Origin of the sequence: Actinoplanes sp. CA-131856, assembly GCF_050956135.1 — a bacterium.
GTDB lineage: Bacteria > Actinomycetota > Actinomycetes > Mycobacteriales > Micromonosporaceae > Actinoplanes.
This window is the reverse complement of the sequence record NZ_CP191849.1, coordinates 4063706-4085056: the sequence shown is the minus strand read 5'-3', so window position 1 is coordinate 4085056 and position 21351 is coordinate 4063706. Positions and strand designations below refer to the sequence as shown.

Annotated in this window: 18 protein-coding genes; 10 read left to right on the top strand and 8 right to left on the bottom strand. The window is 71.9% G+C overall.

What is annotated here, in order from left to right; genetic code table 11:
- The first annotated feature begins 7 nt into the window (after window positions 1-7).
- The gene (locus tag ACQP2X_RS18835) at window positions 8-1135 is read left to right on the top strand and encodes a hypothetical protein (RefSeq protein ID WP_498698690.1); all 1128 of its coding nucleotides are present in this window, start codon (window positions 8-10) and stop codon (window positions 1133-1135) included.
- Between the two features lie 3 nt (window positions 1136-1138).
- Window positions 1139-1846 carry a TetR/AcrR family transcriptional regulator gene (locus tag ACQP2X_RS18830; RefSeq protein ID WP_498698689.1) on the top strand — a complete coding sequence of 236 codons (708 nt, stop codon included), beginning with the start codon at window positions 1139-1141 and terminating at the stop codon, window positions 1844-1846.
- On the opposite strand, the gene ku is transcribed toward ACQP2X_RS18830, so the two are convergent.
- On the bottom strand, window positions 1843-2967 hold the full coding sequence (gene ku / locus ACQP2X_RS18825; protein WP_498698687.1) for a non-homologous end joining protein Ku: 1125 nt from the start codon (window positions 2965-2967) through the stop codon (window positions 1843-1845). The genes ACQP2X_RS18830 and ku overlap by 4 nt on opposite strands.
- Before the next feature lie 229 nt (window positions 2968-3196).
- Here ku and ligD point away from each other — a divergent pair, with 229 nt between their 5' ends.
- Window positions 3197-4369, top strand: a complete 1173-nt coding sequence (ligD, locus tag ACQP2X_RS18820; RefSeq protein WP_498698686.1) for a non-homologous end-joining DNA ligase — start codon at window positions 3197-3199, stop codon at window positions 4367-4369.
- Between the two features lie 6 nt (window positions 4370-4375).
- On the opposite strand, the gene ACQP2X_RS18815 is transcribed toward ligD, so the two are convergent.
- The 3 genes from ACQP2X_RS18815 to ACQP2X_RS18805 form a co-directional block, all read right to left on the bottom strand.
- Window positions 4376-6316 carry a beta-galactosidase gene (locus ACQP2X_RS18815; RefSeq protein ID WP_498698684.1) on the bottom strand — a complete coding sequence of 647 codons (1941 nt, stop codon included), beginning with the start codon at window positions 6314-6316 and terminating at the stop codon, window positions 4376-4378.
- A 17-nt stretch (window positions 6317-6333) separates the two neighbouring features.
- Complete coding sequence (locus ACQP2X_RS18810; RefSeq protein ID WP_498698683.1) at window positions 6334-7311, bottom strand: LacI family DNA-binding transcriptional regulator; 978 nt, start codon at window positions 7309-7311, stop codon at window positions 6334-6336.
- A 69-nt stretch (window positions 7312-7380) separates the two neighbouring features.
- Window positions 7381-8382, bottom strand: coding sequence for a zinc-binding dehydrogenase (locus ACQP2X_RS18805; RefSeq protein ID WP_498698681.1), 1002 nt, complete (start codon window positions 8380-8382; stop codon window positions 7381-7383).
- 68 nt (window positions 8383-8450) lie between these two features.
- Between ACQP2X_RS18805 and ACQP2X_RS18800 the strand changes: the two genes are divergently transcribed.
- Window positions 8451-9032 (top strand): TetR/AcrR family transcriptional regulator, encoded by a 582-nt coding sequence (locus ACQP2X_RS18800; protein WP_498698680.1) that lies wholly within the window; start codon window positions 8451-8453, stop codon window positions 9030-9032.
- Window positions 9033-9103: 71 nt separating this feature from the next.
- Here ACQP2X_RS18800 and ACQP2X_RS18795 read toward each other — a convergent pair whose 3' ends face one another.
- Window positions 9104-12127, bottom strand: a complete 3024-nt coding sequence (locus tag ACQP2X_RS18795; protein ID WP_498698679.1) for a helix-turn-helix transcriptional regulator — start codon at window positions 12125-12127, stop codon at window positions 9104-9106.
- 110 nt (window positions 12128-12237) lie between these two features.
- On the opposite strand from ACQP2X_RS18795, the gene ACQP2X_RS18790 reads away from it, so the two are divergent.
- The gene (locus ACQP2X_RS18790) at window positions 12238-13626 is read left to right on the top strand and encodes a cytochrome P450 family protein (protein ID WP_498698677.1); all 1389 of its coding nucleotides are present in this window, start codon (window positions 12238-12240) and stop codon (window positions 13624-13626) included.
- 119 nt (window positions 13627-13745) lie between these two features.
- Here the strand turns inward: ACQP2X_RS18790 and ACQP2X_RS18785 are convergent, their stop codons facing one another.
- Window positions 13746-14441, bottom strand: coding sequence for a class I SAM-dependent DNA methyltransferase (locus tag ACQP2X_RS18785; RefSeq protein WP_498698675.1), 696 nt, complete (start codon window positions 14439-14441; stop codon window positions 13746-13748).
- Window positions 14438-14890 carry an Lrp/AsnC family transcriptional regulator gene (locus ACQP2X_RS18780; protein ID WP_498698674.1) on the bottom strand — a complete coding sequence of 151 codons (453 nt, stop codon included), beginning with the start codon at window positions 14888-14890 and terminating at the stop codon, window positions 14438-14440. Before ACQP2X_RS18780 ends, ACQP2X_RS18785 begins: the two co-directional genes overlap by 4 nt.
- A gap of 122 nt (window positions 14891-15012) precedes the next feature.
- On the opposite strand from ACQP2X_RS18780, the gene pdhA reads away from it, so the two are divergent.
- The 3 genes from pdhA to ACQP2X_RS18765 are packed head-to-tail and all read left to right on the top strand — an operon-like array spanning window position 15013 to window position 18262.
- Window positions 15013-16065, top strand: coding sequence for a pyruvate dehydrogenase (acetyl-transferring) E1 component subunit alpha (pdhA, locus tag ACQP2X_RS18775; protein ID WP_498698672.1), 1053 nt, complete (start codon window positions 15013-15015; stop codon window positions 16063-16065).
- The gene (locus ACQP2X_RS18770; protein ID WP_498698670.1) at window positions 16062-17057 is read left to right on the top strand and encodes an alpha-ketoacid dehydrogenase subunit beta; all 996 of its coding nucleotides are present in this window, start codon (window positions 16062-16064) and stop codon (window positions 17055-17057) included. The genes pdhA and ACQP2X_RS18770 overlap by 4 nt, the downstream gene beginning before the upstream one ends.
- Complete coding sequence (locus ACQP2X_RS18765) at window positions 17054-18262, top strand: dihydrolipoamide acetyltransferase family protein (protein ID WP_498698667.1); 1209 nt, start codon at window positions 17054-17056, stop codon at window positions 18260-18262. Before ACQP2X_RS18770 ends, ACQP2X_RS18765 begins: the two co-directional genes overlap by 4 nt.
- Before the next feature lie 50 nt (window positions 18263-18312).
- On the opposite strand, the gene ACQP2X_RS18760 is transcribed toward ACQP2X_RS18765, so the two are convergent.
- Complete coding sequence (locus tag ACQP2X_RS18760; protein WP_498698665.1) at window positions 18313-19308, bottom strand: helix-turn-helix transcriptional regulator; 996 nt, start codon at window positions 19306-19308, stop codon at window positions 18313-18315.
- Window positions 19309-19371: 63 nt separating this feature from the next.
- On the opposite strand from ACQP2X_RS18760, the gene ACQP2X_RS18755 reads away from it, so the two are divergent.
- Together ACQP2X_RS18755 and ACQP2X_RS18750 are read left to right on the top strand one after the other, a co-directional pair.
- A complete protein-coding gene (locus ACQP2X_RS18755) occupies window positions 19372-20850 on the top strand; it encodes an MFS transporter (RefSeq protein ID WP_498698664.1) in 1479 nt (492 codons plus the stop codon).
- A gap of 54 nt (window positions 20851-20904) precedes the next feature.
- Window positions 20905-21345, top strand: a complete 441-nt coding sequence (locus ACQP2X_RS18750; RefSeq protein ID WP_498698662.1) for an RDD family protein — start codon at window positions 20905-20907, stop codon at window positions 21343-21345.
- Window positions 21346-21351 lie beyond the last annotated feature (6 nt).

The window sequence follows — 21351 nt, the reverse complement described above, 5'->3', positions numbered from 1 at the left end:
CCGCCGCGTGTCCACGATGGAGAGTCTGCACCACGGCTCACACAGCCACCTGCTCGACCGGATCGACGCGTCGGCGCGGGAGGTCACGGCACGCCTCGACGCCATCATCGTCCCCACGGCGTGGCCGGCCGACGCCCTGCGGCACGTCATGGAGGTCGGCCGGAGGATCGGCGTCCCCGTGGTCGCCCTCTGCAGCCGGGCGTCCTCCCCCGAGCAGGCGGTGAAGCTCGCCGACCACCTCGACGCGGCCACCGTCGCGGTCGACGTCGACGACACGCTGGCGGCGCTGCTGCCCTCGTTCGAGACCGACCGGCTGTTGCAGGCCCACGGCTTCGGCACCACCAGCGACCTGAGCCTGAAAAGGAACCTCGGCCTGGTGCTGGCGCGCGACCTCGGCTGGCGGCGGGTCCTCTTCCTGGACGACGACATCCTGATCGACGACCCGGACCAGCTGCACCGGGCGGCCGGGTTGGCCGACCACTACCGCGCCGTGGGACTGGCCAACAGCGGATACTTCGACAACTCGGTGGTGTGTCACGCCTACCGGGCGGTCGGCGGCCACCAGGACACGTTCATCGGCGGCGGCGCGATGATCGTCGACGCCCTGCGCACGAAGTCCTTCTCCCCCACCATCTACAACGAGGACTGGCTCTTCCTGCTGGGCGACGGGGTGCCCTTCCGGGCCGCCCGCGCGGGCGAGATGCGCCAGCGCACGTACGACCCGTTCGCCAACCCGGCCCGGGCCGCCGCCGAGGAACTCGGCGACACCCTGGCCGAGGGTCTGTTCTGGCTCCTCGACGCCGGCGAGCGCATCGACACCGCCGGCTCCGGCCACTGGGGCGACGCCCTCTACCGCCGGCGCGCCTTCATCGATCTGGTCATCGCGGAGCTGGGCGACACCCCCGCGCACCGCAAGATGCGCCGCTCGCTGGAGACGGCCCGGGGCCGCAGCGCCGCCATCACCCACCGGCTCTGCCAGGACTTCATGGAGGCGTGGCAGCGCGACCTGGAGGCCTGGCGCGAGTTCCTCGACGATCAACTGCCGGGCGATTTCGTACGCCGGTTCGACACACCCGAGCGCGTGATGGCGTCGAAAGCCTACAAAATCGATGCTAGCTCCTTGACGTATCATTGATTCATGCAGAAGGTCGAGGACACCGCCGTGCGGGCGGCGCTGATCGAGGCGGCCGAGCGGCAGCTGGCGGCCTCCCCCGACGGTGACATCGCCACGCGGGCCGTGTGCGAGGAGGTCGGCGTCACCCAGCCGGTGCTGTACCGGCTGTTCGGCGACAAGCGCGGCCTGCTCGACGCCGTGGCCGACGCCGGTTTCGAACGGTACGCGCGGCGCAAGGCCGGCTTGGAGATCAGCGACGACCCGGTCGCGGACATGTACGCGGGCTGGGACGACCACATGGCCTTCGCGGCCGAAAATCCGGCCCTCTACCAGCTGATGTTCGCCCCGCGGGCGGGCGCGGCGTCGAGCGCCCACCGCCGCATCCTCGACCTGCTGAAGGAGACGCTGACCCGAACCGCGGCGGCCGGCGCGCTGCGGACAACACCGAGGCTGGCCGCCCAGCTGATCCTGCCGGCCAACATCGGGGTGGCCCTGAGCCGCATAGCCCAGCCGGCTTTGTTCGACGACCCGGCGCTATCCCATCGAGCGCGCGACGCCGTGTTCGGGGCGGTCCTCACCGAGATTCCGGACCAGGACAAACACGCGGACCCCGTACGGGCGGGGGCACGCCAGTTGCGCTCGCAACTAGCCCTTTCCGGTACGCCGAAGCTGGAGCCCGAGGAGGCAGCGCTGCTGGACCGCTGGCTCGAGCGCCTGGACGAGCCCGCCTAAGCGGCTTGGCGCTGAGCTTTGCGCACGGCCTTCTCGAGGTCGGCACGGCTCATCGTGGTCCGCTTGGGCACGTCGAGCTCGCGGGCGAGCTTGAGCAGATCGCCCTTCGAGGCCTCCTTGAGGTCGGCCGCCTTCGCCTTGGCGGCCTTCCCACCCGCTTTCCCTCGCGCGGTTCCCGCCGCGCCACCTGCCTTCCCTCGCCCGCTTCCGGCCGCCGTCCCGCCTGCCTTTCCCCGCGCGGACGCTGGACCGCCCGCCTTCCCCTCAGCCGACTTGGTGGACTTGCGCTTGGGTGCGGTGGAACCTCGTACGGATGAAGCGGTCTTGGAGTTTGCCCGGCCCTTCTTGGCGGCCTCGACGCTGCGCCGCAACGCTTCGAACAGGTCGGTGGCGGCGGTCGGCTCGGGGGCCTCGGCGGCCGGGGTGATCTCCTTGCCGGCCTTCTTCTCGTCGATGAGCTTGTTCACGCGATCGGTGTAGGTGTCGCGGAAGTCGGCGGGGCGCCACTTGCCGGCCATCGAGTCGATCAGCTGCTGGGCCATGTGGAGCTCGGCCGGCTTGGCCGCGTTGCGCCGGGGCAGCGAGTCGATCTGGTCCTTCGGGTCGCGGACCTCGTCGGCGAAGTACATCGTCTGGAGCATCAGCAGGTCGCCGTCGGCGCGGATCGCGGCCAGATATTCCTTTCCGCGCATCACCAGCGTGCCGATCGCGGCGCGGCCCGAGTCGGCCATCGCGTCACGTAACAGGCCGTAAACTTTTTCGCTCTCCTCGCGGCCCGGCCCGAGGAAGTACGTCTTGTCGTAGTAGAGCGGGTCGATGGCGTCGAGCTCGACGAAGCGGTCGATGTCGAGGCTGCGCGACCGGCCGGGCGCCACCGAGTCGAGCTCCTCCTGGTCGAGCATGACGTAGTCGCCGCCGCCGACGTCGGCGCCCTTGACGATGTCGTCGTAGTCGACTTCCTTGCCGGTGCGCTCGTTCACCCGCTTGTAGCGGATGCGGTCACCGGTGCCCTTCTCGAACTGGTGAAAGCTGACCTCGTGCTCGTGGGTGGCGGAGTACATCGCCACCGGCACCGAGACCAGGCCGAAGGTGATCGCTCCTGTCCAGATCGGTCGCGCCATGCCCTTGCCGATACCCGGAGGCGCGCGGATCGAACCCGCGAACCGGCGCGGAGTCCGGCCGGCCCGGCAAGTGGGTCACGACCTGCTCCGGCGGCGCCACGCCCGCGTCCCCCGCCGCCGTGCCCGACGGCGGCGATCCGGTCGACGTCTCGGCCCGGTTGGTTAACTACCACGGTGTAATTCCTGGTCAAGGGGTATCACCCGGTCGTGCCCGGGGTAGCCCGGACGTATGAAGATCGATGGCGAGCTCGTCCGGCCGATGCTGGCCGCGCTCGGCCCGCTGCCCACCGGCGCGGGCTGGGCGTTCGAGTTCAAGTACGACGGTGTTCGCGCGATCACCTACGCCGAGGGTGACGAGGTGCGGGCCCTGACCCGCAACGACAACGACGTCACCAGCACCTATCCGGAGCTGGCCGAGGTGGCCACGCTGCTGCGCGGGCGCCCGGCGATCCTCGACGGCGAGATCGTCGCCCTGGAGGCCGGCGAGCGGCCGTCGTTCGCCCTGTTGCAGAACCGGATGCACGTCGCCGCTCCCCCGGCGGCGCTGCTGCACGCGGTGCCGGTCCGCTACTACGTCTTCGACGTGCTGCACCTCGACGGGCGGAGCACCGTCGATCTCCCCTACCAGCGGCGCCGGGAGTTGCTCGCGGAGCTGCGCCTCGACGGCGCGACAGTGCGAACGCCCGCTAACTTCCCGGACGCCGGGGCCGACGTGCTGGCCGCGGCCAAGCTGTCCGGCTTCGAGGGCGTCGTCGCCAAGCGCCAGGACGGCGTCTACCGGCCGGGGCGCCGCTCGGCCGAGTGGACCAAAGTGCCACTCATCCGTACGCAGGAGGTGCTGATCATCGGCTACGAGCCGGGTCGGGGCCGCCGGTCCGGGACGATCGGTTCACTTCTGCTGGCCGTACCCGGGCCGGAGGGCCTCCGTTACGCGGGCCAGGTGGGCACCGGATTCACGGACTCGATGCTCCAGCACCTGACGGCCGAGCTCGACGCTTCACGCCTCCCCACGGCGCCGGTGGCCGATGTGCCGCGTGAGCATGCCCGTCATGCCCGGTGGGTCGAGCCGTCGCTCGTCGGCGAGGTCGCCTTTCGCAACTGGACCGTCGACGGCCGTCTCCGCCACGCCTCGTGGCGCGGCCTGCGCCCCGACCGTGATGTTTCCTCGCTGGTTCCGCTGTCCTCCCCGGCCGCGCAGCCCGCGGTCGCCCCGGAAGAAGTGACGGGCTCCGTCACGACCAAGGACGCGGCCTGGCGGGTCGAGGCCGTGCGCCGCGACGGCCGCGAGTGGTACCGGATCGTCCACGGCGACAACGTCGTCGAGGGTCTCTCCCTCGACGACGTCCGCCTCGTGCTGGAGAAGGCCGGCATCGATATGGCCGATCTGACCGAGGCCGCCTGAAGGGGGCTAGGCGCGGACGATGGCCACGCCGTACTGGGGCAGTTCCAGGCCCCGGGCCGGCTTGCCGGTGAGCAGATCGGTGCCGTCGAGCTCGACGATGTACGGCAGCGGGTTGTGGTTGATGACGTACGTGTCGGACTGGCTCGTGATGTGCTCGACACCCGGCGCCGGGCGGGGCAGGTCGAGGCCGAGCCGGGCCAGCACGGTCTCGATCAGGGCCGCCTTACCGTCGGCGGCCAGGTCGGCCGCGACGTACCAGGCGGTGCCGTTGCTCGTGATGGCCGGGCCGCCGGCGGCCGGACCGTCCGTGAACTCCGACTCGACGGTGGCGCCGTTCAGGCGTACGACCTCGCTCCAGGTCGCCGACGACGACGTGACCGTGCCGGCCAGTGCGGCCGGGTGGCCGGCGAGCGGGGTGAACTCCTCGATCCACAGGCCCAGCGTCCGCTGGAGCGGGCCGAGATAGCCGCCGGGGCGCACCCGCAGGTTCTCGTCGACGATCCCACTTTGGAACGTCACGACGAGCGTGCCGCCGTTGTCGGCGTACGCGGCGAGGTTTTCCAGGTCGGCCTCGGTCGCGAGGAAGAGCGTGGGTGCGACGACGACGCGGAAGGCGCTCAGGTCGGCGCCGGGGTGCACAAAGCGGACGCGGAGGCCGGCCTGGGCGAAGGCCTTGTACCAGGCCGAGATCTGCGCCGCGTAGCTGACACGGGTCGGGCGGGCCGCCTGCTCCAGGGCCCACCAGCTTTCCCAGTCCAGGACGATCGCGGCTTCGACCGGGGGTGCGACCACTGTGGACGGCAGTACGCCGGAGAGTGCCTTCAGCTCGGCGCCGAACTCGACCACCTCGCGCCACACCCGGGTGTCGGTGCCGCTGTGCGGCACCATGCCCGAGTGGAACTGCTCGGCGCCCGCGATCGACTGCCGCCACTGGAAGTACATGATGCCGCGGGCCTCGCGGGCGATGGCCTGGTACGACCAGGCGCGCATCTGGCCGGGGCGCTTGGCCGCGTTCTGCGGACGCCAGTTGACCGCGCTTGGCGCCTGCTCCATCAGGACCCACGGCTTGTCGCCGGCGAGCGAGCGCATCAGGTCGCGGGTCATCGCCGACTGCAGATAGGCGGTGTCGTCGGCCGGATCGGGATAGCTGTCGTCGGAGACGAAGTCGAGCTCCTTGGCCCATTCCCAGTAGTTCGCGGGCTTGAAGAAGCCCATGAAGTTCGTGGTGAGCGGGACGTCCGGGGTGACCTCGCGCAGGATGGCCGCCTCGGCCCGGAAGCACTCGAGCAGCTCGTGCGAGCCGAACCGGTCGAAGTCGAGCAGCTGGGCCGGGTTCTTGAAGGTCGGCGCGTCCCGCGGCGGGAAGATCTCCTCGAAATCGGAGTAACGCTGCGACCAGAAGGCGGTGCCCCAGGCGTCGTTCAGGCCGTCGATCGTGCCGTACTTGTCGCGCAGCCACGACCGGAAGGCGCCGGCCGAGACGTCGCAGTAGCAGCGGCTCACGTGGCAGCCGTACTCGTTGTTGATGTGCCACATCTCGAGGGCGGGATGAGAGCCGTAGCGATCGGCGAGCGCCTTCACCAGGCGGGTGGCGTAACCGCGGTAGAGCGGCGAACTCGGGCAGTACTGCTGCCGGCTGCCGGTCGACAGGCGTACGCCCGATGCCGTGACCGGGAGGATCTCGGGGTGCTTGAGGGTGAGCCAGGGCGGCGGCGAGGCCGTGGCCGTGGCCAGGTCGGCGCGGACGCCGGCCGCGTGCAGCTTCTCCAGCACCACGTCGAGCCACTCGAAGTCGAACTCGCCGTCGCGCGGTTCGAGCCGCGACCACGAGAAGACGCCGACGGTCGCCAGGTTGACGCCGGCGGTCCGCATGAGCGAGGCGTCCTCGTCCCAGACGTCGCGCGGCCACTGCTCCGGGTTGTAGTCCCCGCCGTACCAGATCGGCATCTCGGTCCCTCTCTTGCCTATGCGCGTCGCGCGGCCGTGGAGCCGCGCACGATCAGGTGGTCCTCGACCGCGGGCAGTGGCTCACGCGGCACATCCGGCTCGAGCCGGTCCAGGACGCGGCGGAACGCGTGCGCCCCGTGCAGGGCGAAGTCCTGGCGTACGGTCGTCAGCGGCGGCGAGAAGTACGCCGCCTCGGGCATGTCGTCGTAACCGACCACGCTGACGTCGGCCGGGACGCCGAGGCCGCGCTCGGCCAGGGCCCGGGTGACGCCGAGGGCGATCTGGTCGTTGGCGCAGACGACCGCGGTCGGGCCGGTCAGCCGCTGCCCGGCCTCGTACCCGGCGGCGGCGGACCAGCCGGCGGCGAACAAACGTTCACATTCGAGCCCGGTGGCGGCCTGCTCGAAGGCGCGCAGGCGGGTGCGGGCCGACCGCCAGTCGCGCGGCCCGGCGACGTAGGTGACCCGTTGGTGCCCGAGCTCGATGAGGTGGCGGGCGATGGCCAGGTGGGCCTCGACGGTGTTGGCGCCGGGCGCGTCCTCGGTGACCGCGATGAACAGGTCGGGAGACTGCCGCTCGACGGCCTCGCGGAGCTGGTCGGTGTCGGCGATCGCGAGGACCCCGGCGATGTCCTGGCGGGCGATGTTAGTGAGCGTTCGCCCCAGGTCGCTCGCGTCGTACGTCATCACGTCGAGCAGATAGCCGGCGGCCCGCGCCGCCCGGCGCACGCCCTCGACGAGCTGGACCGTGCCGACCTCGAGCAGCTCGCCGGTGAGGGCCACGACGGTGCGGGACTCGCCCCGGGCCAGCGCCCGCGCGGTGAGGCTGGGCCGATATCCGAGCTCCTCGATCGCCCGCTCGACCCGCTCGCGGGAGGCCGGGCGCAGCGGGGAGACACCGGACAGATAGCGGCTCACGGTCTGGTGGGAGACCTCGGCCACGCGCGCGACGTCGTAGATCGTCGGCGCCTTGGCCACTCGATCCTTGCGCACCACGGGCGGGACCCCTCGAAAAGTTACCGGTAACAGTTCGCTTCTCAGCAAAACTGTTACCGGTAACTTTTGTCAAGGAACCAGCACCAGGCGGATCGGATCGCCCTCCTTGGCGTCCAGACGGCGGACGGCCTCGGCCGCGTCGGCCAGGCGCAGCGTGCCGCTGACCGAGCGGGAGAACTCGGCGCGGCCGCCGGCGACCAGGTCGAGCAGCTCCAGCACGTGCTCGGGCTGCGAGCCGTAGTGACCGCGGATCTGCTGCTTGAGATAGCTGAAGTGGGTGCCCTCGGTGATGGTCAGCGGCTGGTCGGTCAGGCCGACGAGGATCAGTTTGCCCTCGCGGGCCAGGGCCTGGGCGGCCTGTTCGCGCACGGGCGCGACCCCGGCGAAATCGAAGGCGTACGAGAGGCCGCGCCCCCGCGTCGCCTCCTTCACCCGCGTCAGGAAGATGGGGTCGGCCGGGTCGAGGGCGAGGTCGGCGCCGAAAGTTAGCGCTCGTTCGCGTGCGGCCGGCAGCGGGTCGACGGCGATGACGGGGGCGGCGCCGATGACACGCAGCAGTTGAACCGCGTGCGCTCCGAGGCCGCCGACGCCCCAGACACCGACCGGCCGGGCCGGGGCGACCTGGGCCGTCTCGACGATCGCGGCCCACGGCGTGGAGACGGCGTCGGGAATGAAGCAGGCCTGCTCGAACGGGAGGCTGTCGGGCAGCGGCACGACGGTGGAGGCGGTCGCGACCGCGAACTCGGCCCAACCGCCGTCGTAGTCGACGCCGCGGGTCCAGACGGCGCCGTCGCGCTCCTCGCCGGCCTGGAGCAGCACGCGCTGGCCGACCGCCAGGCCGGTCACGCCGTCGCCGATCTCGTCGATGACGCCGGCGGTCTCGTGCCCCAGCGTGACGCTGTCGCCGGGCAACAGCAGCGGCTTGATGACGCCCTGGATGAGGTGGACGTCGGAGAGGCAGACACCGGCCGCCTTGACGGCGATGCGCACCTGGCCGGGGCCGGCGTGCGGCTCGGCGACCTCTTCGACAGCGAACGTTCCGGTGGAAACGTTGAGACGTCCTGCGAGCATGGTTGCTCTCCGATCAGCAATTTCAGTACCCTCGGTATCGAGTGAATACCCGCGGTATCGAGAGGTCAATGTCTGAAATGCCACAGGATCGACGACGGCCGAGACGCGAGGACGTCCGCCGCGATCTGCTGACCGCGGCGGCCGAGGAATTCCGGCTTTCGGGGTACGGCGGTACGCGGCTGGAGGCCATCGCCGCAAGAGCCGGATATACGAAGGGCGCGGTCTACTCGAATTTCGGCTCGAAACAGGAGTTGTTCGCCGAACTGCTGGACGAGCAGGTGACGGCCCTGATCGCCACCTCAGTCGAGCAGATCTCGACGGCCCGGGCCGACGACGTGGCACTGCGCCTGGCCCGGCTGTCACTCGACGAGGAGCGCTGGCACGTGCTCATCGCCGAGTTCGCCGTGCAGGCCACGACCGACCCCGGCGTGGCCGAGGTCTACCTGGCCAGCCGCCACCGTTTGGTGACCGCCCTGGCCGAGCTGCTCCGCGACAACGCCACCCACCTGGGCGTCACGGGCGACCCGTGGAGCATCGCCTTCCTGATCCTGAGCACCACGAACGTCCTTGGCGTGCACGGCGTCATCGAACCCGGGGCCCTGCCGTTGGAGCGCCGCGTCGAGCTGTTCTCAGCGCTGCTGCGCATCTGATCCCGCGGCCACCTCGGTCGACTGTTCTCCCTTGCGGCCATCTCAGGCGGCCGTTTTCCCTCGCGGCCGTCTCAGGCTGCGCCGGGGGCCGTGTCCGGCAGGGCTCGAGGCAGGTCGCGGCGGGAAGCGATGCCCAGCTTGCCAAGGATCTTACGGACGTGCCACTCGACCGTGCGGGCGCTCAGAAACAGCTCGGCGCCGATCTCGGCGTTCGAGCGCCCGTCGCGGGCCCGCCGCGCGATCCGCCATTCCTGCGCGGTCAGCTCCGTCGACATCGGACGGTCCATCGGCCGTACGGCCTCACCGCTCACCAACAGCTCGTCACGGGCCCGGGCGGCGAAGCCCTCGGCGCCCATCCGGCTCAGACTCTCGTACGCCGCCCTCAGCTCGTCCCGCGCCTCCGCGTCCCGGTCCGCGCGGCGCAGCCATTCGCCGTACACCAATCGCGTCCGCGCCCGCATGGCCGAGCCGCGGCAGCGGCCGAGCCGATCGACGGCCTCGCGGAAGAGCCCGTCGGCCTCGGCCCCGCTCGCGATCAGCGCCCGCGACCGCGCGACAACCCCGAGCCCCCAATCGGATCCGCCCGGAGCGACGATCCGTTCGAGCTGCCGCACCGCCTCGGCCGCGCGGTCCTTCTCGCCGCAGGCCACCGCCGCCTCGACCAGCTCCGGCAACGCCCAGGAGGCGAAACCCAGTTCCCCGGTGTACGCCACGGCGCGCTCAGCCGCCGCGAACGCCTCCCGGAAACGGCCCGACCCGTTGTGCAGAACCGCGGCGAGGTACTGGAACCACGTGACCCCGACACCCTCCCCCAGCGCCTCGGCCAGCTCGGTCGACGCGGCGATGAGCTTGGACGCCACACCGGCCGGCCCGCGCCAGGCCGCGACCGCCGCCTCGCCGTATCCCGGCCGCGCCACACCGAGCGCCTCCGCCACATCGTTCGCCTCGTCGACGAGCGCCGCGGCCTCCTCGATCTCGCCCGCGTGCAAGTGAACGGCGATTCGCTGATTGAGCGCGACCGGCAGAACCGCGAGCGCCCCCTGCGCCCGGGCGACACCGGCGTGCCGCTCGCTGAGCCCGTGCCAGGCCTCGTCGTCCCAGAGCACGCTGGCCGCGTGCCGGACCGGAAATCCCCACCTGACCGTGGATTCCGGGGGCAATAGCGGATCGCGGAAGGAGCTCAAGGCGCGCCGCAGTAACGGAACGCCCCTCTCGTGATCGCCGGCGAAGTACCGCGCCAGCCCGTCGAGCAACAGATCCTGCGGCCGCGCCGGCCCGTCCGGGGCAGGCGCGCCGAGGGCGGCCCGAGCGACCTCGGCCAGCCCCGGCCCGGTAGCGAGCCGCCCCACGAGCATCACGGACGCGAAGGCATCGAGATACGTTTCCCGGGCCAGCGCTCCGTCCCATGGCGAGATCCTCCGAGCCGTATCAAGCAGAAGCCCCGTGCCGTCCTCGTGCCCGTGTCCATGGGGTTCGCTCTTCGGGGCCCGGTCGGCCGTCGGCGAGACTTGGTCGGTGCCCGGACGGCGGGCGGAGAAGGCCGACGGGACCTGGATTGGGCCCGGGCGGCGGGCGGAGACGGTCGGCGGGGCCGGGTCGGTGTGCGGGCGGCGAGCGGAAAGCGTCGGCGGCGCCGGGTCGGTGTGCGGGCCGCGGGCGGAAAGGGTCGGCGGGGCCGGGTCGGTGTGCGGGCCGCGGGCGGAAAGGGTCGGCGGGGCCAGGCTGGTGTGCGGGCCGCGGGCGGAGAAGGCCATCTGGCCGCGCAGGAGGCCTATCAGGGCGGATCGGCGGTCGTCGGCGGGGCCGGCGGCCGCCCGATCCAAGGTGGCGGCGGCCCGGTCCAATGCGCCGGACTGGTGGAGGGCACGGGCTGCGGCCAGCTCGCGGTCGGCGCGGCGGGTGGGGTCCTCGGTCAGGGCGGCGGCGCGCTCCAGGAACGCGGCGGCCGCGGCCAGGCCTCCCCGGTACTGTGCCCGTCCGGCGGACGCCTCCAGGGCGGCGGCCACCAGTTCGTCGGGGGCGTCGGCGGCCTGGGCGCGGTGCCAGGCTCGGCGGTCGGGGTCGGCCTGTTCGTCGGAGACCTGGGCCAGGGCGTGGTGGACGGCGCGGCGCTCGCCGGGTGGGGCGGCCCGGTAGACGGCCGAGCGCACCAGCGTGTGACGGAAACGGACCGTCGCGCCGACCGTGAGCAGGCCGGCCGCGCGCACCTCGTCGGCGGCCTCGCGGGCGATGCCGAGGCGGCGGGAGGCCCGCCACATCAGGGCGGGATCACCGACCGGGTCGGCCGCGGCGAGGAGCAGCAGACTACGGGCGCCGGCCGACAGGTCCCGGCTGCGGGCCAGGAAACTCTCCTCCAGCCGGCCGGCCAGGGGCAGCGCCGCGGGCAGGCCGAAGCCGCCGGCCAAGGTCGCCGGAGTACGGGCCAACGGCAGTTCCAGCAGTGCGAGGGGGTTGCCGTGGGCCTCGGCGAGAATCGCGTCGCGGACCCGCTCGTCCAGCGGCCAGCGGACGACCGTTCCCAGCAGCGCCCGGGAGTCGAAGTCGTCCAGGCCTTCGACGGTCCGCGCGGGAAGGCCGTCGAACTCCCGGACCGGCTCGCGGGCGGCGACGAGCATCAGCACCGACTCGGCCTGCAACCGCCGCGCGACGAAGGCCAGCACCTGGGCGGACGCCTGGTCGAGCCACTGCGCGTCGTCGACCACGCAGAGCAGCGGCCGCCGGGCGGCCGCCTCGGCGAACAGGCTCAAGGTGGCCAGTCCGACCAGGAAGAGGTCCGGACCGGGCCGGTCCACCGTGGCGGAGCCGAAGGCCGTGGTCAAAGCCTTGAGCTGAGGTGCGGGCAGGCGGTCGAGGTGGTTCAGCATCGGGCGGCACAGCTCTTTCAGGGCCGCGAACGGCAGTTCACTTCCCGCTTCGGCGCCGGCCACCTGGGACACGTGGAAGCCGGTCGCGGTCGTCACCGCGTACGACAGAAGTGATGTCTTGCCGACGCCGGCCTCGCCCAGCAGGACCAGGGCCGAGCTGTGCCCGGCCCGGGCCGCGGCCAGCAGGCCGTCCAGCGCCGTCAGCTCCGCCGATCGACCGCGCAGTTCCATTTCGCACCGCCTCCCGACAAAGAGCCACGCCGGAAGATCGGCCGGGTTCACTGGGGACCCTTGTGTCCCGGGCCACGGTGGTGGATCAGAGAGTGCGTTAACTTGCCGCCATGTTGACCATCACGCCCGGCTTCAAGGCGGACTCGCCCCGGCGGTGGGCCGAGCTGCGCGCGGAAGGACCCGTGCACCGGATCCGGCTGGAGACCGGGCTCGAGGTGTGGGCCGTCCTCACCTACGACGCGGCGCGCGAGGCGCTCACCCACCCGTTGCTGCTCAAGGACTCCACGCCGGCCGAGGCGGCGCTGGCCGCGGCCGGCTTCACGCTGCACAAACCGGGCGTCGGCATCGGTGGCAACATGCTGGAGGCCGACCCACCCGAGCACACCCGCCTGCGGCGACTGGTCGCGGGCGCCTTCAGCCCGCGCCGGGTCGAAGCGCTGGCGCCGCGCATCCACGCGATCGCCGCCGAACTTCTGGACCGCCTCGACAGCGCGGAGGAAGACGGTGCCCACGGAGACCGCGCGAAGGAAGGCGGCGCGGAGGGGGACGGTGCGGAGGCAAACGGCGCCCACGGAGACGTCGCCCACGGAGACCGTGCGGAGGGAGATCGCGCCCATCGGAACGGCGCGGAGAACGGCCCGCACGGAAGCGGCGCGCGCGAAGTCGATCTGGTCGGTGCCTACACCGCGCCGCTGCCTATCGCGGTGATCGGTGAGCTGCTCGGAGTGCCGGGCGGAGAGCGAGCGGGCTTCCGCGAATGGACCACCGCGGCGGTCAGCGCGCCGTCGCCGGAGCAGCGTGAAGGCGTACGGAAGCTCAATGCCTTTCTGTCGACGCTCATCGGCGAGAAGCGGGCGGCGCCCGGGGACGATCTGCTGTCGGCCCTGATCGTGGGTGGCGGGCTGTCCGACGCGGAAATGCTCGGTACGGCGGCGCTGATGGTGGTCGCCGGCCACGACACCACGGTCAACCTGCTCGGCAACGCTCTCGTCGGTCTGCTCGGCAATCCGCGGCAGGCCGACGTGCTGCGCGCTCGGCCGGAGCTGATCGGCGGGGCCGTGGAGGAGTTCCTGCGTTACGACCCGCCGGTCGAGCAGGCCTCGAAGCGGTACGCCGCCGGGGACCTCACCCTCGCGGGGCAGCCGATCCGGCGCGGGGACGTCGTGGCCGTGATGCTCGGCTCGGCGAGCCGCGACGCCCCGCAGGTCGGCAGCGCCAAGGCGGACGCCGAACGCCAGACCGCCCGGGGCAAGCATGACGCGCGCGGCGAGCCGGATGTGCTGGATGTCGAGCGCCGCGCCGCCCGGCATGTGGCCTTCGGGCACGGGATCCATCATTGCCTCGGCGCGCCGCTGGCCCGGCTGGAGGCGACGATCGCGCTCGGCGCGCTCCTACAGCGCTTTCCGCGTCTGCGCCCGGCCGCGCCCCTGGAAGAGGTGCAGTGGGTGCCCAGCGGCATGATGCGCGGGCCGCTCTCTATTCCGGTACGGCTGCGCTGACGTCAAGCCAGGCGTCGTCGAGCAGGAGGCTTCCCGCGAAGGCCGTTCCCCCGCTGAAGCCGACCAGCAACACCCGGCGGTCCCGGCGGTGACGACGACACGGGCCATGCTGCCCTTGCCTAAGCCGCAAAGGGGTGAGACGACGGCGGCATGGGGCGGCAGGCGACGGCCAGCATGGTGGGAATGGTGGCGAACCAGCGCTCGTAGTCGCTCCACTCCTCCTCCGGCCGCCCGTGCTGGGGCAGGGTCGGCGGCTCGTGCAGGCCGGTGACCGCGAGGCCGTGGCGGGTGAGCAGGTCGACGTACCAGGAAAGCGGGCGGTGGTAGTGGTTGTGGCCGCCGAACGTGGTGATCCAGCGGCGTTCGTGGCGCAAATACCCGTTCACTTTGCGGTAGCGCTCGCCCGTCCCCGGATCCTCGACCGGCGCTTGATGGAAGAAGCTCGGGTGCAGGATCGAGAAGACGAACACCCCGTCGCCGGTCAGCGAGGCCCGCACGTCGGCCACGAGCGTGTCGAGTTCCGGCAGGTCCATGAGGACCATGTGCGAGACGAAGGCGATTCCGGGGTACGCCTCGGCGGCGCGGGCGAGAAGCGCGGTGCTGCCGTCGATTCCGGTCACCGCCGCGCCGGCCAGCCGCATCTTCTCGGCGAGCCACCCGTGCCCGCAGCCGAGGTCCAGCACCGGCTGCCCGGTGACGTCGCCGAGCTGGCGCCACAGGAAGGGGCTCAGGCGCCGGTAGAAGGAATCGCCGTCGTGCGTGGCGTACTGCTCGGCCGCGCTGTCCCAGAGTGCGATGTCGTCGTTCGCTGTCATGGCCTCAATCCCGGTGGCTCGGCCTCCTCGAAGACGAGCAGGGTGCGGGTGTTGACGACGCCGGGCATGCCCTGGATCTCGTCGAGGACCAGGCGGCCCAGGGCGGCGTTGTCCGAGGCGCGCACCAGCATGATGACGTCGAACTCGCCGCCGACCAGGGCGATGTGCACGACGCCGGGCAGGGCGCGGAGCTGGTCGGCCACGTCGCGCCACTCGGCCTGGTTGAGGTTCACCGTCACGTAGGCCGAGGTGCCCAGGCCGGCCGCGACCGGGTCGACGTCGGCCCGGAAGCCGCGGATCACGTTCGTCGATCGGAGCCGCTCGACCCGCGCGTAGGCGTTGGCCCGGGAGATGTGGAGACGCTCGGCCAGGGTACGCATCGACAGGCGCCCGTCCTGGGTCAGCTCGGCCAGGATCTGGCGATCGATGTCGTCGACCACTTGTCTCATCCCTCCGATCCACTAGGCGCCTGGCGGAGACATTTGGCTCTCAGAAGCCCGCGGTGAGCGTACATCTTCTTGGTTTTCACCCGATAGTGGAAACCAAATGGCAAGGGGCGAAGCATGTCTACATGACAGGTGACGCACACCACCTTCTCCCCTCGGCTTCGCCCGTGACGCTGATCGGCGTCGACGGCCGGGCCGTACGAGACGAACTGCCGGACGACGCGGCGCTGCTGAGGGCCCTACAGGGTCTGATCACCGCGCGCCGGCTCAACGAGCAGGCGTACGCCCTGGTCCGTCAGGGCCGGCTGGCCGTCTATCCGTCGTCGCACGGGCAGGAGGCCTGCCAGGTCGCGGCGGCCCAGGTGCTCGACGACGGCGACTGGCTGTTCCCGACATACCGGGACACGGCGGCCATCGCCGAGCGCGGCGTCGACCCGGTGGAGGCGCTCAGCCTGCTCAAGGGCGACTGGCACTGCGGCTACGATCCGCACGAGCACAAGGTCGCCCCGCACACGACGCCGCTCGCCACCCAGCTGCCGCACGCGGTCGGTGTCGCGCACGCGGCCCGGCTCAAGGGTGAGCCGACCGTCGTCATGGCCCTCTGCGGCGACGGCGGAACGAGCGAGGGCGACTTCCACGAGGCGCTGAACTTCGCCGCCGTCCTCAAGGCGCCGGTCGTCTTCTTCCTGCAGAACAACGAGTACGCCATCAGCGTGCCCCTTTCCCGGCAGACGGCCGCGCCTTCGCTGGCCCACAAGGGCATCGGGTACGGCATCAAGGGCGAGCGCGTGGACGGCAACGACGTCGCCGCCGTGCTGGACGTGCTGCGAACGGCCGTCGACAAGGCGCGTGCCGGCGAGGGCCCGCAGCTGGTCGAGGCGCACACCTATCGGATGCAGGCGCACACCAACGCGGACGACGCCACGCGCTACCGCACCGACGACGAGGTGGCGGCCTGGGTCGAGCGCGATCCGATCGTCCGCCTGGAGAAGCACCTGCGCGAGCGCGGCCTGGTGTCCGACTCTCTCCTGTCCGAGATGCGGGAGGCAGCGGAGAAGACAGCGGCTCACATGCGCGATGGCCTCAACCGTGACGTCGAGCCCAACCCCGCGGACCTTTTCGCTCATGTGTACGCCACCCCGACCACCCAACTGCAGGAGCAGGGGGCCCAGGTATGACCGTCCACGAGAAGCTCTCCATGGGGCAGGCGCTCAACCGGGCCCTGCGCGACGCGATGGCCGCCGACCCCACGGTGGTCGTCTTCGGCGAGGACGTGGGCCCGCTCGGCGGCGTCTTCCGCATCACCGACGGCCTGACCGCCGAGTTCGGCGAGGACCGCTGCTTCGACACCCCGCTGGCCGAGTCGGGCATCGTCGGCGTTGCGGTCGGCATGGCGATGAACGGCATGCGCCCGGTCGTGGAGATGCAGTTCGACGCGTTCGCCTACCCGGCGTTCGAGCAGATCGTCAGCCACGTGGCGAAGATGCGGAACCGCACCCGCGGCAAGGTCTCCCTCCCGATGGTGATCCGGGTGCCGTACGCGGGTGGCATCGGCGGGGTCGAGCACCACTGCGACTCGTCCGAGGCGTACTACGCGCACACTCCCGGCCTGCACGTGGTCGCGCCGGCCACCCCGTCGGACGCGTACGACCTGTTGCGCGAGGCGATCGCCTCGCCCGACCCGGTCGTCTTCCTGGAGCCCAAGAAGCTCTATTGGAGCAAGGAGGAGGTCGAGCTCTCCGGACGGCCGCGGACGGCGGGCATCGGTCACGCGGTCGTACGCCGGGAGGGCACCGACGCCACCCTGATCGCCTACGGGCCGTCGGTGCCGGTCGCGCTGGAGGCGGCCGAGGTCGCCGACCGCGAGGGCCGCAGCCTACAGGTCGTCGACCTGCGGTCGATCGTGCCGTTCGACGACGAGACCGTGTGCGCGGCGGTCCGCTCGACCGGCCGCGCGGTGGTGGTGGCCGAGGCGAGCGGCTTCGCCAGCGTCTCCTCGGAGATCGTGGCCCGGGTGACGGAGCGCTGCTTCCATTCGCTGGCCGCGCCGATCCGCCGGGTCACCGGCTACGACATCCCCTATCCGCCGCCGAAGCTGGAGCACCTCCACCTGCCCAATGTGGACCGTGTGCTCGAAGCGGTGGACGACCTCCAGTGGGAGGACTCGTGAGCGACCAGGTGTTCCTGCTGCCCGATCTCGGCGAGGGGCTGACCGAGGCCGAGGTGGTGCGCTGGCTCGTGAACGAGGGCGACACCGTCGCCGTCGACCAGCCGGTGGTCGAGGTGGAGACGGCCAAGTCGCTCGTCGAGGTGCCGACGCCGTTCGCGGGACAGGTCGCGGTGCGCCACGCGCCCGAGGGCTCCGTGCTGGAGGTCGGCAAGCCGTTGCTGACGGTCGGCGCGGTCGCCGCGCCGACACCGGCCGAGACGTACCGCGAGGAGGAACGCGCCGGCTCCGGGAACGTCCTGATCGGCTACGGCACGAGCGCCGCACCGGCCGCGACGGGGCGCCGGCGGCGTCCCCCTCGAAAAACTCACCCGCCGGCAGCCCCGCTCGTGGTGTCACCATTGGTGCGCCGGCTCGCCCGTGAGGGCGGCCTCGATCTGCGCCAGGTCGCCGGTAGCGGGCCGGGCGGCCTGATAGTCCGGGCCGACGTGGAGACGGCGCTGAAGACGACGACGGCCGAGCCGCCGGTGACGGCGGCGGGCGAACAGCGGATCGCGTTGAGCGGATTCCGCAAGGCCGTCTCGGCCGCGCTGACCCGGAGCCGGGCCGAGATCCCCGAGGCGACGGTCTGGGTCGACGTCGACGCCACGCCGCTGTGGGAACTGCGGGAGAGCCTGCGACCGGGACCGGGAATCCTCGCTTACCTCGCGCGGTTCGTGGTGGCCGCGCTGAAGCAGTACCCGGTGTTCAACTCCCGGATCGACGTCGAACGTCAGGAGATCGTCCAGTACGACCGGATCGACCTCGGCTTCGCCGTTCAAGGCTCACGCGGCCTGGTCGTGCCGGCCGTGGCCGACGCCGGGTCGCTGACCACGACGCGGCTCGACGAGGAGATCCGGAAGGTCACCGCCGCCGCCCGGGACGGGAACGTCTCCCCCACGGCCGGGACCTTCACGCTGAACAACTACGGCGGTTTCAACGTCGACGGCAGCGCCGCCATCATCAACCACCCGCAGGTCGCCATCCTGGGCTTCGGCCGCATCATCGACCGCCCGTGGGTGGTCGGCGGCGAGCTGTGCGTCCGCAAGATCACGCAGATGAGCTTCGTCTTCGACCACCGCGTCTGCGACGGTGGAACGGCCGCGGGCTTCATGCGCGCGGTCGCCGACGCCGTCGAGAACCCGGCGGCCGCGATCGCCCGGCTCTGACCGGGAGGGGCGGGCGAGTGACCCGCCCCTCCCGCAGGGTGCCGGGCACCTCACCCCGTCGCCGCTCCGAGTCGCCGGCTGATCCGGTCCATCGCGGACCGGAGCTCGGCCGGCTCGACGTCGCTCAGGTCGGAGTCGAAGGTGATGAACAGGCCCGCGATCCCGGCCCAGGACCAGCCGCCGATGGTGAGCCGGCTCCGGTGCGCGCCGACGGGCTCGACGACGGAGCCGCCCGGAGCCCAGCGCGCGACCACGGCGGGGGACAGTTCGAGGACGGCCGAGCCGACACACTGCCACCGGCCGGGAGAGTCACCGCGGTCCGGGTTCTGCACGACCATGCGGGTGAGGTCATCGCGGGTGAGCGGCTGTGGCGTGAACGCCGCCCCACCGCCGGGGGTGTGGGGGCGGATCCGGTCGACCCGATAGGTGTGCCAGTCCCGGTCGCGGTGGTGGCGGGCGATCAGGTACCAGCGCCCGGCCCAGACGACCAGGTGATGCGGCTCGACCTCCCTGGGCGGGCGGAAATCGGGGTGGCCGGGGCCGGTGAGGGAGCCGTCGCCGTCGAGGTAGTCGAAGCGCAGCACCCGGGCGGTGCGGATCGCGGCACCCACCGTCCGCAGCGTGTCCACGTCGATCGGAGGGGCGGAGAACTCCCAGTAGTTGCGCAGCGAGGTGACCTCGAAGGCCTCACTGGCCGCGCGCAGCCGGGCCGGCATGACCTGGCGCAGGGTGGTGAGCGCCCGGGCCACGGCATCGTCGATCCCGGCCACCGTCGCCGGTGCGGTCTGAAGCGCCAGCGCGATCGCGATCGCCTGGTCGTCGTCGAGCACGAGAGCCGGCAACCGGCCACCGGCGCCGAGCCGGTAACCGCCGCCCGCGCCCATCACGGCGTTCACCGGATAGCCCAGCTCGCGCAGGGTGTCCACATCGCGCCGCAGGGTCCGGGCCGACACGTCCAGCCGGGCGGCGAGCTCGGCGCCGCGCCACTCGACGCGCGCCTCGAGCAGGGACAGCAGGCGCAGGATCCGCGCTGAGGTGTCGGCCATGGATTCCACGATTTCAGACGTGGCGGTCAGCCGGTGACCGCCATGGTTGCCACTCTGCCCGTCATGAGCACTCACCTTTCCCCGGCCGGGACCGTGTCCCACCCGCCGTCCGTCACCGGCCGGCGGGCGTCGATCGCCCTGCTGGTCGTCCTGTTCGCCTCGTTCATGGATCTGCTCGACGTCACCATCGTCACGGTCGCCGCCCCCGGTATCGCCGCCGACCTCGGCGCCGGCGAGGCACAACTGCAGTGGACGGTGGCCGCCTACACCCTGGCCCTCGGGTCCGGGCTGATCACCGGCGGGCGCGTCGGCGACGCGTACGGCCGCCGCCGGGTCTTCCTCGTGGCACTGGCCTGCTTCGCTGTCGCTTCCGCGGCCTGTGCGCTGGCGCCGGGCGCGGGAGCCCTGATCGCCCTGCGAGCGGTGCAGGGCCTGGCCGGCGGGTTCATGGTTCCGCAGGTCTTCGGGATCATCCGGTCCTCGTTCACACCGGCCGCCATGGCCAAGGCGTTCGGGGCCTACGGCGCGGTGCAGGGCCTGGCCGCGGTCGCCGGCCCGCTTCTCGGGGGCGCCCTGGTCGACGCTGACCTGTGGGGCCTCGGCTGGCGCACGGTGTTCTGGATCAACATCCCGGTCGCCCTGGTCGCCCTGATTCTGGGCCTCCGGGTACTGCCCGAGTCCACCGCGCCGGAGCGGGCCCGCCCGGACGTCGTCGGCGCGATCCTGTCCGCGGGCGCGGTGGTGCTGGTGCTGCTGCCGCTGGTCCAGGGACGCGACTGGGGCTGGCCCTGGTGGGGATGGGCCCTGCTGGTGGCCGGGCTGGGCCTGCTCGCCGGCTTCGTGGCGTACGAACGGCGCGTAGCGAGCCGTGGCGGGCAGCCGATCCTGGACCCGGCGTTGCTGACCGTACGCCCGTTCACCGCCGGGCTGGCCGCGTCGGTGCTCTTCTTCGGCGCGCTGGCGTCGTTCTTCCTCGTCCTGTCGATCTATCTGCAGTCGGGGACGGGCCGCTCGGCGTGGGAGACCGGCCTGGTGATCCTGCCGTACGCCATCGGTTCGATGCTCACGTCGGGCGCCGGGGTGGCCCTCGCGGCCAGGGCCGGCCGGGCTCTGCTGGTCACCGGTTCGCTGACGCTCGCCGCCTCGCAGGGCCTGCTGTGGCTGCTGGTCCGCGACGGCGGCACACCCGGTTACTGGCCACTGGCCGGGGCTCTGTTCCTCGGCGGGCTGGGACTCGGACTGGCCGCCCCGATCCTCGTCACCGTCGTGCTGGCCGGCGTGCCGGGCCGCCAGGCCGGCGCCGCCGGCGGGGTGCTGTCCACCGTCACTCAGATCGGCGGGGCGGCCGGCGTCGCCGTGCTCGGCACCCTCTTCTTCAGCGCCCTCGGCACCGGGAGCACCGACGGAGGAGCTCCGGCGGTGTTCGGGAACGGTCTCGCTCAGGTCATGCCGTGGCAGGTGGCCGCCTATCTGCTGGCCGCCGTTGTGATGCTCGCCCTGCCTCGCACCGCCGCCGCGCCCGGTCCGGAGATCCTTGAGTGACCCTCCACTCTTCATGGTTGTTCACCGCCCGCCGTCCCTGTGAGGATGGCTCCCATGGCTTATGTTTCGGGGGGACCGGACGTCCGGGTGACCGGGCGGCGGGTGGTGGCCACCATCATCGACGGCATCGTTCTCGGCGTGGCCGGGAGGCTCCTGGCCTCGCTGTTCGGCCTCGATGTCATCGTCAGCGGCCGTGAGCTGACCGGGCTCGCCAGCGGCGGCAATCTGCTACTCTTCGTGCTCGCGGCGCTCTACTACGTGCTGATGGAGGGCTATCTCGGCCGCACGGTCGGCAAGATGGTCACCGGGATCAGGGTGATCGACGGCGAGAGCGGCCGGACCCCGCCGGGCGTCGGGAAGGCGATCCTGCGGACCGTCTTCCGCATCATCGACAGCATCTTCGGCTATCTGGTCGCCTTCGTCGTGGTCCTGGCCTCCCCGCGCCGCCGCCGCATCGGCGACATCGTCGCGCGCACCCAGGTCGTCCGCGGCTAGGACCCG